General features: G+C 64.6%; 17 protein-coding genes. 8 read left to right on the top strand and 9 right to left on the bottom strand.

Going from position 1 to position 14,469, the window contains the following annotated elements; all coding sequences use genetic code 11:
• Position 1: 1 nt before the first annotated feature.
• Positions 2–358, bottom strand: coding sequence for an Hsp20/alpha crystallin family protein (locus tag ABEJ63_RS00200; RefSeq protein WP_375794319.1), 357 nt, complete (start codon positions 356–358; stop codon positions 2–4).
• A 99-nt stretch (positions 359–457) separates the two neighbouring features.
• Between ABEJ63_RS00200 and ABEJ63_RS00195 the strand changes: the two genes are divergently transcribed.
• Positions 458–1,333 carry a homoserine kinase gene (locus ABEJ63_RS00195; RefSeq protein WP_375794318.1) on the top strand — a complete coding sequence of 292 codons (876 nt, stop codon included), beginning with the start codon at positions 458–460 and terminating at the stop codon, positions 1,331–1,333.
• Between the two features lie 20 nt (positions 1,334–1,353).
• Here the strand turns inward: ABEJ63_RS00195 and hemA are convergent, their stop codons facing one another.
• From hemA to ABEJ63_RS00170, 5 genes are all read right to left on the bottom strand, one after another.
• Positions 1,354–2,706, bottom strand: coding sequence for a glutamyl-tRNA reductase (hemA, locus tag ABEJ63_RS00190; protein WP_375794317.1), 1,353 nt, complete (start codon positions 2,704–2,706; stop codon positions 1,354–1,356).
• Complete coding sequence (locus ABEJ63_RS00185; protein WP_375794316.1) at positions 2,703–3,350, bottom strand: bifunctional precorrin-2 dehydrogenase/sirohydrochlorin ferrochelatase; 648 nt, start codon at positions 3,348–3,350, stop codon at positions 2,703–2,705. Before ABEJ63_RS00185 ends, hemA begins: the two co-directional genes overlap by 4 nt.
• A 1-nt stretch (position 3,351) precedes the next feature.
• Positions 3,352–4,458: an Lrp/AsnC family transcriptional regulator gene (locus ABEJ63_RS00180; protein ID WP_375794315.1), complete on the bottom strand. Its 1,107-nt coding sequence runs from the start codon at positions 4,456–4,458 to the stop codon at positions 3,352–3,354.
• Positions 4,459–4,498: 40 nt separating this feature from the next.
• Positions 4,499–4,903, bottom strand: a complete 405-nt coding sequence (locus ABEJ63_RS00175; protein ID WP_375794314.1) for a DUF5778 family protein — start codon at positions 4,901–4,903, stop codon at positions 4,499–4,501.
• Positions 4,904–5,034: 131 nt separating this feature from the next.
• Positions 5,035–5,229 (bottom strand): cold-shock protein, encoded by a 195-nt coding sequence (locus tag ABEJ63_RS00170; protein ID WP_375794313.1) that lies wholly within the window; start codon positions 5,227–5,229, stop codon positions 5,035–5,037.
• 96 nt (positions 5,230–5,325) lie between these two features.
• Here ABEJ63_RS00170 and uppS point away from each other — a divergent pair, with 96 nt between their 5' ends.
• Positions 5,326–6,249: a polyprenyl diphosphate synthase gene (uppS, locus tag ABEJ63_RS00165; protein ID WP_375794312.1), complete on the top strand. Its 924-nt coding sequence runs from the start codon at positions 5,326–5,328 to the stop codon at positions 6,247–6,249.
• A gap of 3 nt (positions 6,250–6,252) precedes the next feature.
• Here uppS and ABEJ63_RS00160 read toward each other — a convergent pair whose 3' ends face one another.
• Entirely contained in the window at positions 6,253–6,861 is a 609-nt protein-coding gene (locus tag ABEJ63_RS00160) for an undecaprenyl diphosphate synthase family protein (RefSeq protein WP_375794311.1), read from the bottom strand.
• Positions 6,862–6,950: 89 nt separating this feature from the next.
• On the opposite strand from ABEJ63_RS00160, the gene ABEJ63_RS00155 reads away from it, so the two are divergent.
• Positions 6,951–7,274 carry a hypothetical protein gene (locus ABEJ63_RS00155; RefSeq protein WP_375794310.1) on the top strand — a complete coding sequence of 108 codons (324 nt, stop codon included), beginning with the start codon at positions 6,951–6,953 and terminating at the stop codon, positions 7,272–7,274.
• On the opposite strand, the gene tmk is transcribed toward ABEJ63_RS00155, so the two are convergent.
• The gene (gene tmk, locus ABEJ63_RS00150; protein WP_375794309.1) at positions 7,271–7,849 is read right to left on the bottom strand and encodes a dTMP kinase; all 579 of its coding nucleotides are present in this window, start codon (positions 7,847–7,849) and stop codon (positions 7,271–7,273) included. The genes ABEJ63_RS00155 and tmk overlap by 4 nt on opposite strands.
• Positions 7,850–7,939: 90 nt before the next feature.
• Between tmk and ABEJ63_RS00145 the strand changes: the two genes are divergently transcribed.
• From ABEJ63_RS00145 to cofG, 5 genes are all read left to right on the top strand, one after another.
• Positions 7,940–8,905: a complex I NDUFA9 subunit family protein gene (locus ABEJ63_RS00145; protein ID WP_375794308.1), complete on the top strand. Its 966-nt coding sequence runs from the start codon at positions 7,940–7,942 to the stop codon at positions 8,903–8,905.
• Between the two features lie 80 nt (positions 8,906–8,985).
• Positions 8,986–10,161, top strand: coding sequence for a tubulin/FtsZ family protein (locus ABEJ63_RS00140; RefSeq protein WP_375794307.1), 1,176 nt, complete (start codon positions 8,986–8,988; stop codon positions 10,159–10,161).
• Entirely contained in the window at positions 10,139–10,909 is a 771-nt protein-coding gene (locus tag ABEJ63_RS00135) for a hypothetical protein (RefSeq protein ID WP_375794306.1), read from the top strand. Before ABEJ63_RS00140 ends, ABEJ63_RS00135 begins: the two co-directional genes overlap by 23 nt.
• Positions 10,910–11,524, top strand: coding sequence for a 2-phospho-L-lactate guanylyltransferase (gene cofC / locus ABEJ63_RS00130; RefSeq protein WP_375794305.1), 615 nt, complete (start codon positions 10,910–10,912; stop codon positions 11,522–11,524). It begins immediately after the preceding gene.
• A 180-nt stretch (positions 11,525–11,704) separates the two neighbouring features.
• Positions 11,705–12,793 carry a 7,8-didemethyl-8-hydroxy-5-deazariboflavin synthase subunit CofG gene (cofG, locus tag ABEJ63_RS00125; protein WP_375794304.1) on the top strand — a complete coding sequence of 363 codons (1,089 nt, stop codon included), beginning with the start codon at positions 11,705–11,707 and terminating at the stop codon, positions 12,791–12,793.
• A gap of 101 nt (positions 12,794–12,894) precedes the next feature.
• Here the strand turns inward: cofG and cofH are convergent, their stop codons facing one another.
• Positions 12,895–14,325 carry a 7,8-didemethyl-8-hydroxy-5-deazariboflavin synthase subunit CofH gene (gene cofH / locus ABEJ63_RS00120; protein WP_375794303.1) on the bottom strand — a complete coding sequence of 477 codons (1,431 nt, stop codon included), beginning with the start codon at positions 14,323–14,325 and terminating at the stop codon, positions 12,895–12,897.
• Positions 14,326–14,469: the final 144 nt, after the last annotated feature.

The raw sequence follows: 14,469 nt of genomic DNA, 5'->3' as shown, positions 1-14,469 counted from the left end.
GTCAGGCGTCTTCCACCGGGACGTGAGTACCACCCGTCGCGGCCGTCTTCGGGAGTGTCAGTGTCAAGACACCCCGATCGACGGTCGCGCGGGCGTCCGTCGCGTCCACCGTTGGCGGCAGCGGTAGCTCAACATCGAGGAACAGCGACCGGTCCTCTGTCAGATAGCGGTACTCCGCCGGCAGTGACTTCTCGCGGCGTGCCTCGACGCTGAGCCGTCCGCCTTCGGCCGTGACATCAACCGTCTCGGCGGTGACACCAGGTAGGTCGAGCACGACCCGGTAGGCGTCGTCGCTCTCCAACAGGTCGGCGAACACCGCCTCGGGGAGGTCCCGTAACGCCTCGCGGAGCGTAGTCATGCGCTCGGATACGCTCCCGCGGGCGAAAAACCCCCCGATGACGGATGCTGCCGTGCAGCTTCGGGTAGCTTTATCCGCACACCACACTACCCCCGCTACATGGTACGCGTGCGGGCGCCGGCCACGAGCGCGAACCTCGGGAGCGGCTTCGACACTTTCGGCATCGCGTTCGACCGCCCCGCTGACGTGGTGCGCGTCGAGCGGGCCGACCACACCACCATCGAGGTGACCGGCGTCGGCGCGGAGTACATTCCAGAAGATCCCGAGGAGAACACCGTCGGCGCTGTCGCGGCAGCGCTGGACGCGCCTGCCCACATTCATATCGACAAGGGAGTCCGGCCTGCCTCGGGGTTGGGGTCGTCGGCTGCTAGCGCCGCTGCCGCAGCTGTCGCTCTCAACGAACTCTATGACCGCGGCAAGAGCCGTCAAGAACTTGTCCCGATTGCCGCCGAAGGGGAGGCTGTTGTCTCCGGCGACGCCCACTCGGACAACGTCGCCCCGGCCATCCTCGGCGGATTCACTATCGCCCGCGACGACGGCGTTACCCGGGTCGACGCGGACGTGCCGCTGGTCGCGTGTCTCCCCGAAATCGTCGTTTCTACCCGGGACGCCCGTCGGGTCGTCCCTGCGTCTGCGCAGATGGACGAGGTAGTCGAGACGGTTCGCAACGCCGCCACCCTCACCGCGGGGATGTGCCGTTCGGACCCAACGCTCGTCGGCCGGGGGATGGACGACCCTGTCGTGACGCCGGCCCGGGCGAAGCTCATCGACGGCTACGACGCTGTCCGGGTCGCCGCCTTCGAGGCCGGCGCTACCGGCGTCACCATCTCCGGGGCCGGCCCCGCCGTCTTGGCAGCCTGTCAGCCGGGGAAACGGCGGCCCGTCGCGTTAGCGATGCTGGAGGCATTCGCCGACAACGGCGTTAACGCACGTGCCTTCCAGACACAAATTGGCGAAGGAGCGACCTTGGTCTGAAGCATCAATCGCCTGAACGACTACTCGTCGCCGGCCGTGAGCCGCTCGAGGACCGACGCGGGCATCTCTTGTCGCACTGCGTCAGGGAGTTCATCGGGGTCAGCGTCGGCCAGCCCGCTCGGCGCGCCAACCGTCGTCGGGTCGAACAACTGCAGGGCAGTATGGATGGTCGACCAGTCGTCCTGTTCGGCGGCATCCCGGAGGCTCCGGGTCGGCGGCGCAAGCAACTGGGAGACGAGCGCGTCGGCCATCGACTCGACCACCTCGCGCTGCTCGTCGGTGAACTCTCCTTCCGACTCCAGCTTCGTGAGTGCCCGCTGGAGCTCGCTTTCTTTCATTCGCTCTGCGCCCTCGTACATCGAGGAGATGACTTGGTCGGCCCGCTGGCGTTTGTATTGGGCCATCAGCCGCTCCAGCTCCTCGTCTATTATCGACTCAACGACCGCGGCTGCCTCCCGGCGTGCTGACAGTGTCTCGTCAGTCACCGACTGGAGGTCGTCGAGGTCGAACACTTCGACGCCGTCGACGGTCGCGACACTTGGCGCAACATCTCGCGGCTGAGCAATGTCGACAACGAGCGTCCGACCGGCCGCTCGTAATGTTGACTCATCAATCACATGGTCAGAGGCACTCGTCGCGCTCACGAGTACGTCCGCCTCAGCGGCTGGCTCAGCCAGCGCGTCGAGACCGACTGCACTCGCGGCCGTCTCGCCGTCCAGCGTGGCCGCAACATGGTCGGCCCGCTCGCGTGTCCGGTTGGCGACGATGATACGCTCAACCCGGCCAGAGAACGCCTGTGCCGCGAGCGTCCCCATCTCGCCGGCACCAACGACCAGCGCCGTAGTGTCGGCGAGATTGCGTTCGTCCGCGGCCAGCCGCGCGGCCGCCGACCCCAGCGAGACAACTCCCTCGTTGATACCCGTCTCCGTGCGGGCCCGCTCGCCAACGTGCAGCGCCTTCAGCAGCGCATCGTCCAGCGTGTCGCCGATGCCCCCGGCCATTCGAGCCGTCTCGTATGCTGATCGGACCTGTCCGATTATCTGATCTTCGCCAACGACGAGCGACTCCAGCCCACAGGCGACCCGCAACAGGTGCCGGAGGGACGCCTCGTGGTCGAACCGCCGGAGTGCTGTCTCGCGAACATCGGCGAACTGCGCGTCCAGCGCCGCCCGGCCGTCATCGGCGTCGGCCGTGACGACGAACGCCTCCGAGCGATTGCACGTCTGGAGGGCATAAGCTTCCTCAACGCCCGGCCGCGCAAGGAGCGCCTCCACGGCGGCCCGCTCGCTGTCGGCCGCTGCGGCGTCGATATCCTCAATCGACCCGTCCTGATGTGAGACCCCCGCGCCAGAGATGATAGAAGCGTCAGTCACGTGTCGTCACCCACGATGCCGTTCACGACGGCATGCGCTTGTTGCTCTGACTTAGTATTTGCCATACCTAAATGCTTCCAAACCTGCCGGTCACGAACCACCGCTCGAATCGCCTCCCGGCGCGTCGACGGATTGACCTCCTCGGCTTGGAGTCGCTCGCGGATGTCGCCGGCCAGTTCCGCCATCGCGCCTGCGTTCGCGAGTTCGTCGTCCAGCCGCTCGCGGAGGTGTTTTGACAGCGCTGGCGCCGTCCCGCCCGTCGAGACGGCCACGACGACGTCGCCATCCCGTACCGTCGCCGGCACGACGACGCTGCCAGGATCGCGGTCACCGTGGGTATCTGTTCGGTTGACCAGCAGTCCCCGTTCACGGCTCTCGCTCTCAACGCGAGCATTGAGCGCGGCGTCGTTGGTGGCCGCGACGACGAGCGCTGGCGCCGCCTGGTCAAGCCACCTTGGGACATCCTCCGGTGCGGGCGCTGCTCGCACTCGATGAGCACCGCCGAAGTCAGCGTCTGCGAACTCGGGCGCGAGGACCATCACCCGCGCTTCGCGGGCAAATCGACGGGCCTTCCGGGCGCCGACCGGCCCGCCTCCGAACACGAGCACGGTTTCGTCGGTCAGGTCGTGGAGTAGGGGTATCACGTCAGGCTGTCTCCGGGCCGCCCGCCTCAGGGTCGGCACTCTCCTCCGTATTCGCGCGAGCACGCTCATCCAACCGGATACCTGTCTTCTTGAGGATGCGCGTCGAGAACAGTGTGTCCCAATCATCGTCCTCGACGTTCCAGTAATCGGCCATCACATCGCGCACTTGCCGGATACGCTTGCGGCTCTCAGCTTCGTCGCGCCCGTGGGTCATCGCGAAGAAGTTGTACGGCCACACGCCCTCGTGACGGGGCCGGCGGTAGCAATGGGTGACGAAGTCGAGTGCGGCGACGGCTGGTCCGACTTCGTTGACGACATTGTCGGGGATATCCCAAACGGTCATTCCGTTTTCCGTATAGCCAAGCGCGTAGTGATTCGGTATTACCCCAACTCGACGCACCTTCCCCTCGAGGTCAAACCGGCGTATCGTCTCGGTGACCCACTCCGTCGATTGGCCAAGTGCGTCGGCTACATCTGCGTATGGCGTCCGCGTCGTCGGCAGCCCGCCTTGGATTTCGGTGACGAGATCGTACTCTGCGGGTGTGAGTCGATCCCGGTCTGTTGGAGTTGGGTCCGGTCCTGGCGCCGACACGTCGATATCTCCCTCCGGAACCGGTCCATTCACGAGGAAGCGGGCGCCGACGTGGAACTCTCGCTGTTTCGGCATATTATACGTTGGCTGGCCGGTGGCAGCCTCAATCTCGGTCAGCACCCGCTCGACACCGTCGGGATCGGCGACGCTCACGACGAACCACATGTTGAGGTGGGGGTGCTCCCGCTCGTAGTTGTGGGCAACCTCACGGAACCCGTTGACCTGCTCGGCCACCTCGTCGAATCGGTCAGGGGGTGCGTGCATCGCTACCAGCGACGCTGCGCCACCAATCTCTTCAGCATTCACGAGCGCGCCGAATCGCGAGAGTGCGCCCGCCTCGACCATCTCGGCGACTCGCTCGCGGAGGACAGCGGCAGTCACGTCGACGCCGCGCTCGCGGAGCGCTGCTGCCGCTGGTTCGTACGGCTCCGCGACGACCGGGAAGCCGCCCTGAAACGCGTTCACGATCGCGCGGTCGACCCGGTCGAACTCATAGTCGATATCCCCGCGTGACATGACTCTGGGTCGGGGCCAGCGGCGTATAAGATGCTCGGGGTCAGGCGCCCAAAACGCTCGTCACTCGGTGGCCCGCTGCCTCCAAGTCGGCGACGAGCGCCGCTTGGTCGGCGTCTGCCTCGTAATAAAAGACGATGTCATGAGTGCCGTCGCGTAGCAGCTGCTGGCACTCCCAGATGAACTCATCATCCTCAAGCGTGCGCCCCTGATGCTGGTTGATGCCGAACTCGCTGTCGTCGTTGCCAGAGTAGACATACGTGTCTACAGGGTCGAACCCGGCGTGTTTGGCGATGTGCTCTCCTACCTCGAGGGTAAGTTGATGAAGTTGCGGCTCCTCGTCGCCCGTCAGGTCCGTGTGAACGATGAGCCCGTTCAGATCGATATCGCCCGGTTCAAGTAGCGCCTTCGTCCGCTCGTAAAGATCCTCGTCGATGACGTCGCTCATACCCGGGCTGGGCGTGGGGCAAATAAACAGCCTCCGGTCGCGGCCGGCGCCGCGGCTCTGGAGAGGTTATATCGACGCCGTAGGAACACGCCGCCGCAGTCTACTACCGTGCCGCCAGTGACATCGTGCCTTTACAGGCGCGTGACGTTGGTCGCGCGCGGGCCCTTGTCGGCCTGCTCGATGTCGAACTCGACTTCTTGCCCCTCCTCGAGGTCGGGGCCACCGACGTCCTCCATGTGGAAGAATACGTCCTCGTCGGACTCGTCAGTCTCGATGAAACCGTAGCCGCCGGTGTCGTTGAAGAAGTCAACCTTACCTTTCGCCATTGCACTTGGGGCAACGCTGTTTACAGATAAAAAGCCACCGGCACGGGACTGCGGGCGGTCAAAAGACTCATAGCCTGCGGTCCCGCACCTCGGAGTATGTTAGGGGGGCTCCGCCGTACGGGAGTTCGCGTCTACGAGCAACTGCTCGAACGCGAACTTGAGGGGGCGCCCGACCACGTTGCGGTTATCCAAGACGGCAACCGCCGGTACGCCGAGGCCCGTGGCGAAGAACGGACCGCCGGCCACCGCGCCGGTGCGGAGACGACCGAGGCGATGTTGCGGTGGTGTCGCGATCTCGGTGTCGAGGAATTGACGCTGTACGCCTTCTCGACGGAGAATTTCGAGCGACCACCGGAAGAGCGCGAAGCGCTGTTCGACCTAATCGAGTCCAAACTGCGGGACTTCGCCGACCGTGAGGAAGTCCACGAGAACGCTGTCCGTATTCGCGCAGTCGGCGAGACGGAGCGGCTTCCCGAGCGGGTCCAGGATGCAGTCGCCGACGCCGACCGCCGCACCCACGGCTACGACGGACTCTACCTGAACGTCGCGCTTGCCTACGGCGGTCGCGCGCAGTTGCTGAATGCCGCTCGGTCGGTCGCTCGTGATATTCACGCGGGGACGCTTGCGCCGGCTGATGTGGACGCGGCCGAACTAGACCGCCGGCTGACAACCCGCCCCAGCCGCGCGGTCGACCTCATCATCCGTACCGGCGGTGCTGAGCGCACCTCCAACTTTCTCCCGTGGCACGCCAACGGCAACGAGGCGGCAGTCTTTTTTTGTACTCCCTACTGGCCAGAATTCCGCCGCGTCGATTTCCTGCGTGCAATTCGCACGTACGAGGCCCGGCAGGAGTCGTGGCGGCGCACCCGGGCACGGCGCGCGCTTGCGCTCGTCTCCACCCTCCGAGACGCGGAGCTGTCGGAAGCGTGGGGCGTGCTCGGCCGGCTTCACGGGTCGCTCCGAGAGGAGGAACTCGCCGAGGCAGACGTTGACACGGCGGCCGGTGAACCAGCCGACTAACATCTACCGGCCGAACCGTCGCTGGCGCTGCTGGTAATCCCGCAGCGCACGCAGATAATCGCGCTTTCGAAAGTCCCGCCAGTTCACGTCCGTGAAGTACAGCTCTGAGTAGACGGACTGCCAGATCATGAAATCCGAGAGCCGTTCAGCGCCTGTCTTGATGAGCAGGTCGGGAGGCTTGGGAAAGAGGAGCCGTTCCTCGATGTCTGTGGCGTCGACGTCCTCGGGAGTGAGTTCGCCCGCCTCAACAGCCTCCGCGACACCGCGGACAGCGGCGGCGAATTCCTCGCGACCACCCAGACCGATGGCCACCTGTACGGGCGCGTCCGCGGGGACGTCGTCGTCAGGGTCGCGCACCGCCACCTCATGGGGCGTGTCGAGGTCCTCAAGCGCTCGCCGAAGCGTCGGCACCGCATTAGCATCGAGCACACTCACCGCGACAGTCACGCTGTCAGCGCCGTACTCGAGCGCCCAGTCGAAGAAGCTTGCGAGCGTGTCGTAGGCCCCTGGCTCCAACAGATCTCGCTCCGTGATGACGAGGGCGACCCGATTGGGGAGGCTCGCGTCGGCAAGCCGGATGCGTGCCGCGAGATAGCGGTCGTAGATGCCCACGTGAGCCGTGACACACCCGCGGGCGTAAGCCCCCCGATTTTGCCGGGCCAGAGCGTAGGAGCCAAGCACTGCGACCGACTATGGATGGTATGGTCGTGCTCGTTGACGCCGTCGGTCTGCTCGCCATCCTGGGGGTGAACAGTCTCGTCGCGGCGCTGCTCACGCGGCTGTTCCGCGTCCGGCTGAACACGGGATGGGGAGCAGTCCTCTATTCGGTGCTCCTGACTCCGCTGGTCCTGCTCGTCATCGTACTCGTGCTGGGCGGTGCCGGTCTTGGTCCGGACCTCGGCGGCCCGGCAACAGTGGTGGGTATCACTATACTCCTGCCGCTCGCAGTCGGTATGTCGTTCGACTACTTCTGGCAGCCCGCTCCCGAGGAGGTGGACCTGCCAGAACGTAGCGGCTCTAGTTAAAGTAGCCGCGTGAGCGTCCGCTCGGCGGTCGCGATGACCTCCTCTGGGGGCCGGGTCGCATCGATGCGCACGAACCGGTCAGGCTCTGCCTCAACAAGCCGCTCGTAGTTTGATCGGACGCCGGCGAGGAATTCTGCGTGCTCCATTTTGTTAGTCGCGCCCGCACGCTTAGCCCCCGTCTCAGGGTCGACATCGAGATACAACGTGGCGTCGGGCCACCGCGTGAACGGCTCGTGGACGCCGCGGATGTACTCCATCGGTCGCTTCAGCTCTTCGCGGAGTGACTCGCCCTGATACGCGAGCCGCGAGTCCACGTAACGATCCGCGAGAACGAGCCGGTCCGCTGCGAGCGCCGGCCGGATGACCCGGTCAAGATGGTCGGCGTGGTCAGCGATGAACAGGAAGAGTTCGGCAAGCGAGTCGGAGTCGTCGTCAGCAATCGACCGCTCGACGGCCTCTCCGTACCACGACTTCGTTGGTTCCCGGGTGACGACGGCCTCCGGGTGGGCGTCTGCGAGCGCCTCTAACACCGTCGTCTTTCCGGCGCCGTCGATACCCTCGAGCGTGACGAGCATACGGGCGGTCCGAGGGGCCCGCACGTAAACGCCGCGACTGTGTATCTGTACCGCGGTATCTTTACGGCGGCACCGGGCGAAGGCGAGCCTATGGACGTACTCGTAACCGGTGGGACGGGCTTTGTTGGGTCGTATCTGTGCGACGAACTCGCGGCGCGCGGTCACGACGTGACTGCGATGGCACGCGACCCGCGGTCGGCCGACTTCGACCGGGAGGTAGAGACAGTCCGGGGGGACGTCACCAGTTACGACTCCATCGAGGCTCATTTCGAAGAGATCGATTGTGTCGTCCAGTTGGTGGCGCTGTCGCCGCTGTTCAAGCCGGACGGCGGCGACGAGATGCACTTCCGGGTCCACCGCGACGGCACCAAGAACGCTGTCAAGGCTGCCGAGACACACAACGTCGACCGGTTCGTCCAGTTGTCAGCGCTGGGTGCGGACCCAGACGGTCCCACCGCCTACATCCGCGCAAAGGGGGAAGCTGAAGAGCTGGTTGAGGCAGCGAGCCTCGACTCGGTCATCTACCGGCCGTCGGTCGTTTTCGGCGATGGGGGCGAGTTCATCCCATTCACGCGGAAACTGGCGACACCATATCTCACCCCGCTACCCGGTGGCGGCAAGACCCGCTTCCAGCCCATCTATGTCGAGGAGTTGGTCCAGATGGTCGCCGATGGCGTTGAGGGGACCGTCACCGGACCGCGCGCCGAGACAGACGACGAGGCCGAAGAAGAGGAGGAGGCCGACCCCCACATCGGCAACACATACGAACTCGGTGGTCCGGAGAAGCTGACGCTTGCGGAGGTGGCGGAGTTGGCATGGGCGGCAAAACGCAAGCCCGTCTCGGTCGTGTCGGTGCCGATGTCGCTGGCTGGCCTCGGGCTATCGCTGCTGGATGCGGTGCCGGGGGCGCCGATGGGCAGCGACCAGTACCGATCGCTCCGGTTCGACAATACGACGTCCGACAATGCCATTGAGGTATTCGGCTGGACGAGCGAGGACCTGACGACGCTCCAATCGTATCTAAACGTTACCGACGCCCAGTTCGCGGAGGCCTGAGCCGGGAACGCCGCACTGCCCGCCCGGGTGATGTGCCGAAAGCTTATCATGCACGCAAGGCGGCGTATGCGGTAAGACGGATGAAGCTTGCAATGATCGGCTTCGGGCAGGCCGGCGGGAAAATCCTCGATAAGTTCCTTGAGTACGACCGACAGACCGGCAGCGAAATCGTTCGTGCGGCTATCGCGGTCAACAGCGCGAAGGCCGACCTGATGGGATTGGAAAACATCCCGGAGGAAAATCGAGTACTCATCGGCCAGGCCCGAGTCAAGGGTCACGGCGTCGGCGCGGACAACGAGCTTGGCGCCGAAATCGCCGAGGAAGACATGGACGAGGTGCAGGGCGCCATCGACTCTATCCCGGTCCATGAGGTTGATGCATTCCTCGTCATCGCTGGCTTAGGCGGCGGCACCGGCTCCGGCGGTGCACCCGTTCTCTCGAAGCATCTCAAGCGTATCTACACCGAACCCGTCTACGGGCTCGGCGTGCTCCCCAGTCAGGATGAGGGGGGTATCTACACGCTGAACGCTGCCCGTTCATTCCAGACATTCGTCCGCGAGGTGGACAACCTCATGGTGTTCGACAACGACGCGTGGCGTCAGACAGGCGAATCGATGGAGGGTGGCTACGATGAGATTAACGACGAGATTGTCAAGCGGTTCGGTATCATGTTTGGCGCCGGCGAAATCGAGCCTGGCGCCGAAGTGGGCGAGAGTGTCGTTGACTCCTCGGAGATTATCAACACACTATCCGGCGGCGGTGTCTCAACGGTTGGCTACGCCGCCGAAGAGATCCAGCGCGAGGAGAAGGGGCTGCTCTCGCGGTTCACCAGCGATGACGAGGGGAGCGACATGGATGCGGCAAACACAACGAACCGAATCACGTCGCTCGTGCGGAAGGCAGCATTAGGACGACTAACGCTTCCATGTGAGATCGACGGCACTGAGCGGGCGCTGCTCGTGATGTCTGGGCCGCCGAAGTACCTCAATCGAAAGGGGATTGAGCGCGGGCGGAAGTGGCTCGAAGAGCAGACTGGCTCGATGGAGGTGCGGGGTGGCGACTACCCCGTCTCGGACTCCAACTACGTAGCCAGCGTCATCTTGTTGTCGGGCGTGACGGACGTACCCCGCATCAAAGAGCTCCAGCAGGTCGCAATCGAAGCACAGGATAACATCGAGGAGATACGCGACCAGAGCGAAGAGAACTTACATGGGTTAATTGAAGATGACGAAGATGAGTTGGAGCCGCTGTTCTAAGGCGTTTATCACAGTTCTGTTCGTGCTCGCGGCCGCTGTGGGTCCAGTAGCGGCCGTCTCGACGAGCGCGGAGGGTGTTCCACAAGAAGCACAGGTCGGCGACGAGGTCACAGCCACGTACACGTTCACCGACCTCTACACTGACTACGAGTCGTGGACCCTTCACGGGAAAACTAACATGACGAATGTCACCTGGACGGTGACGAAGTTCGACCAAGCAGGCAACCAGCTGTCACAGCAGTCCTACGACGGCGCGGAATTCGGCGAGGCCGTCGACATCTCAGAGGACACCGCCGAGGTGCGGGTCCGGGTGCGCGGCACTGTGCCGACTATCGAGAATTTCAGCTACGACCCTGCCGAGGAGTTCACGCTTGCTCGGTTCGAACTCCGCCGTGAGGGCGGCGCACAGCAGGACATCACTGCCACGAGTGTCCACCACTACACGAACGAATCGGCTGAGGCCCGTACAACAATCGAGGAGGCCCAGAGTGCAATCGAGACCGCGAGCGGCGACGCAGAGGCCGAACAGACGCTGCGAAACGCGATTGAGGCGTACAACAGCGAGAGCTTCGGACTGGCCGTCGAGCTTGCGAACGAGGCGAAAACGCAGGCCGAACAGGCCCAAAACACCCGCAACCGGAACCAGCTCATCCTCTATGCAGTGGGCGGGCTGGTCGTGCTCGGGTTAGTCGTCGGCAGCGGCGTTTATCTTCGCTCCCGGGGCGACGACTACGACAAACTCCGGTAGATGCGCGTGCTCGTCCCGTTCGGGGCGCGCGACCCAAAGACCAGACTCGGTGCCGTGCTTGACGAGCAAGAGCGACACAGCTTCGCCGAGGCAATGCTCGCGGACGTGCTCAGGGCGCTGGCCGACCACGACCCGGTGGTGCTCGCGGACGCGCCCGTTGACGTCGACGCGCCCGTGACTGTCGACGAGCGGCCACTAACGGAGGCAGTCAATGCCGAACTGGCGTCCGGAGTGCCGACGGCCGTCATGATGGCTGACCTCCCGCTCGTCGGTCGCGAGACGGTCGAACGGCTGATTGCCCCTGACGCGGATGTCGTAATGGCGCCGGGACTCGGTGGGGGGACAAACGCGCTCGTCGTCCGTGACGAGACATTCCGGGTTGACTACCACGGTGCGTCCGTCCGCGACCACCGCCGAGCGGCCCGCGCCGAAGGACTGTCGCTCGCGACAGTCGACTCCTTCCAGCTCGCCGCGGACATCGACGAGCCGGATGACCTCGTGGAGGTGCTACTCCACGGTGATGGCGCCGCCGCGACGTGGCTGCGCGCCCACGGCGGCCGGGTAGCGACGACAGACGGCCGCGCCCAGTTCACCTGGGGCGACACAGAGGAGTGACCTGGCCAGGACAACGGTTTAGTTGCTCGCACGAGTATCATCAGGTGCGCGAGTGCTACTCGCGCCGGTCGTGCCGACCCGGAACTGCCGGTCGAGGGCACCCTGACTGACACTGGGTCGGCGCGTCCATCACTTATCCGTCATCCGTACCCTTTTGACCGGAGAGACGTAGCCATCGGTATGTTCCCCGGGGCCGACGAATACAGCGTTGACCTACGCGTCAACGAGGCCGCGGTCGACGAACTGCTCAGTGTCGGACCAGCAGACGTGACGGCAGCAGCAGAACTGACATTCGCGCGCAATGTGTTCATCCCGCTGACGACCGCCTGCCGATACACCTGCACATACTGCACCTACTACGATGTTCCCGGAGAGGCGACGCTGTTGTCCCCGTCGGAGGTCAGAAAAATCTGCGATCGTGGCGCCGACGCTGGCTGCACAGAAGCACTGTTCACCTTCGGCGACGACCCCGATGACCGCTACACAGCGGTCCATGATCAACTTGCAGAGTGGGGCCACGACTCTATCCACTCATATCTGCGGGAAGCTTGTGAGATTGCGCTCGACGCGGGCCTGCTCCCGCATGCGAACCCTGGCGACCAGACCCGCGAGCAAATGGCACAGGTCGCAGATCTAAACGCCTCAATGGGCGTGATGTTGGAGACGACGGCAGACCTGCAGGCCCATGGGGGGCCCCGCGGGAAGTCGCCGGGTCAACGGCTCCACACTATCCGGACGGCCGGCGAACTCGCCGTCCCGTTCACCACGGGCATCCTCGTCGGTATCGGCGAGACGCGCCGCGACCGCGCGGAGAGTCTGCTCGCAATCCGGGACCTCCATGAGCGATACGGCCACATTCAGGAGGTCATCGTCCAGCCGGTGAGCCCGAACGAGCGGTGGAAGGAGCCAGGACCAGCACTGGAGACGCTCCGCGAGACGACAGCGATGGCGCGGCACTGTCTTCCCGAGACGGTGAGCGTCCAGTCACCGCCGAACCTCGCGCCAGTGCGGGACCTGCTTGACTGCGGCGTCGACGACCTGGGCGGCGTCTCGCCGGTAACTGACGACCACGTCAACCCCGACTACGCGTGGCCGGCGCTGCGTGAACTCGAGAGTATCGCTGCTGAGGCAGGCGTTCCGCTCTCCGAGCGACTCCCCGTCTACGAGCGATTCCTCACTGAACCAGGCTGGGTGTCAGAGCGGGTGCACAAGGCTATCGATGCCGACACGGAGGCAGGCGCCCGCTACCGGGCTGTGCTGGCAGACTAAGAGCGACGGATTCTCTAGTATAGCCTGCAAGGGGCGTCACACTGCCTCAACCACGGGTCATCGAGAACCATCGCAGCTGACGGCACTCGCGTACCGGAAAGTCAGTCGTCAGCGCTAGCCGTCTGCCCGCCGGCCCGCTCGCCCGGCGCCAATAACGGCGTCCCGTCCGCACACGGGCCAAGTTGCGGACCGTGTGGCCCATCACCGGTGAGTACGCGCCGCTGTTCGTAGTCGGTCGACCGCTCAACGGGCGTGCGGCCGAGTGCGCGTATCATCTCAGCGTAGTCGTCAAACGAGCGGAACTCGCCGTGGCTGCCGCCCGCACGCTTGGTTATCTCCTCTGAAAGGATGGTGCCCATGAAATCGTCGGCGCCACACGAGAGCATCTTCAACCCCTGTGTATCGCCGTACTTCACCCACGACGACTGAATGTGTGTGATGTTATCGAGGAAGAGCCGCGAGACAGCAATCATCAGCTCATCCTCTGCAGGCGTCGCGCCGCCGGTCACCAGCCCGCGCTCGTACAACGGGGTCGTCTCGTGGACAAAAGAGAGCGGGACGAATTCCGTGATGTTCCCAGTCCTGTCTTGTAGGTTGCGGACACGTCGGAGGTGGACTGCGCGGTGCATCGCGTTCTCGACGTGACCGTACATGATGGTGGCCGTCGTCGGAAGCCCTGCCTCCGCGGCTGCCTCCATCGCGGCCAGCCACTCGCCGGTATCCATTTTCCCCGGGCAGATAACTTCGCGCACCTCGTCGACCAGAATCTCAGCGGCCGTCCCCGGAACGGATGCGAGCCCTGCGTCGCGGAGCCGGCGGTACGCGTCGACGTACGACCAGTCTGTGCCACGAACGGCGTGGTGAGCCTCTTCGGGCGTCATGGAGTGGAGGTGAGCGCCGTCGGCGCTCATCGCCCGCATCTGCTCGACGTAGGTGCCAGGGTCGGTGTCGTACCGTTCGGGTGGCTTGTAGTTTACCTCACTCGCTGGGTCGTCGTAGGCAGCGAGCATCTCATGATGTTCGGCATCGAGCGCGAACGCTGGGTGAAGTCCCGAGACAGAGGTGACCTCGTAGATACCTCGCTCGAGAGCATCCCGGACTGCCGCCCGTGACTCGGCTGGCGTCTTCGTGAAGCCAGCATGGGCAGGTTCGACCGCGTCGGCGTCACTCTCGAAGGCCGCGGCAGTAGCCTTGAAATTACAGAAGAGACAGCCTGTATTGCAGGCCGTCGTGACATTGTTGTTGAGGTTGGCGACAAAGGTCACCTCGTCGCCGACGACGGCCGCGCGCCGGCGGTCGGCTGCCTCGAGCACTTGCTCCTTCCGGCGGGAGTCAATACCGTCGGTCTCGGATCCGGTCGTCAGCAGCTCCACCGCGTCGTCGACCGTCAGCCGAATCCCGTCGCGCGCCTTGGCGAGCGCATTCTCGAACGACTGGTCCGTGACGGGGGCATGCTCGAAGCCAAACGCGTCGTCGGACTGCACGTTTTTGCCTTCCCCTCCGGGCACAAAACCGTGCCGGGTAGCGGACATGCCCGCCAATGCTGAAGCCCGTGTGGGACTAAGACATAATATGTTTGGCTGCGACGCGCCGCTTCAGTCGGTTGCCATGAGTATCGCCGCAGGCGGGGTCGCCGGGGTCCTCGGCATGCTCGCCGGCCTCGGACCCATTTCGGT

Source organism: Halosegnis sp., from assembly GCF_042216475.1.
Classification (GTDB): Archaea; Halobacteriota; Halobacteria; order Halobacteriales; family Haloarculaceae; genus Halosegnis.
This window is presented reverse-complemented; position numbering and strand designations above follow the sequence as displayed.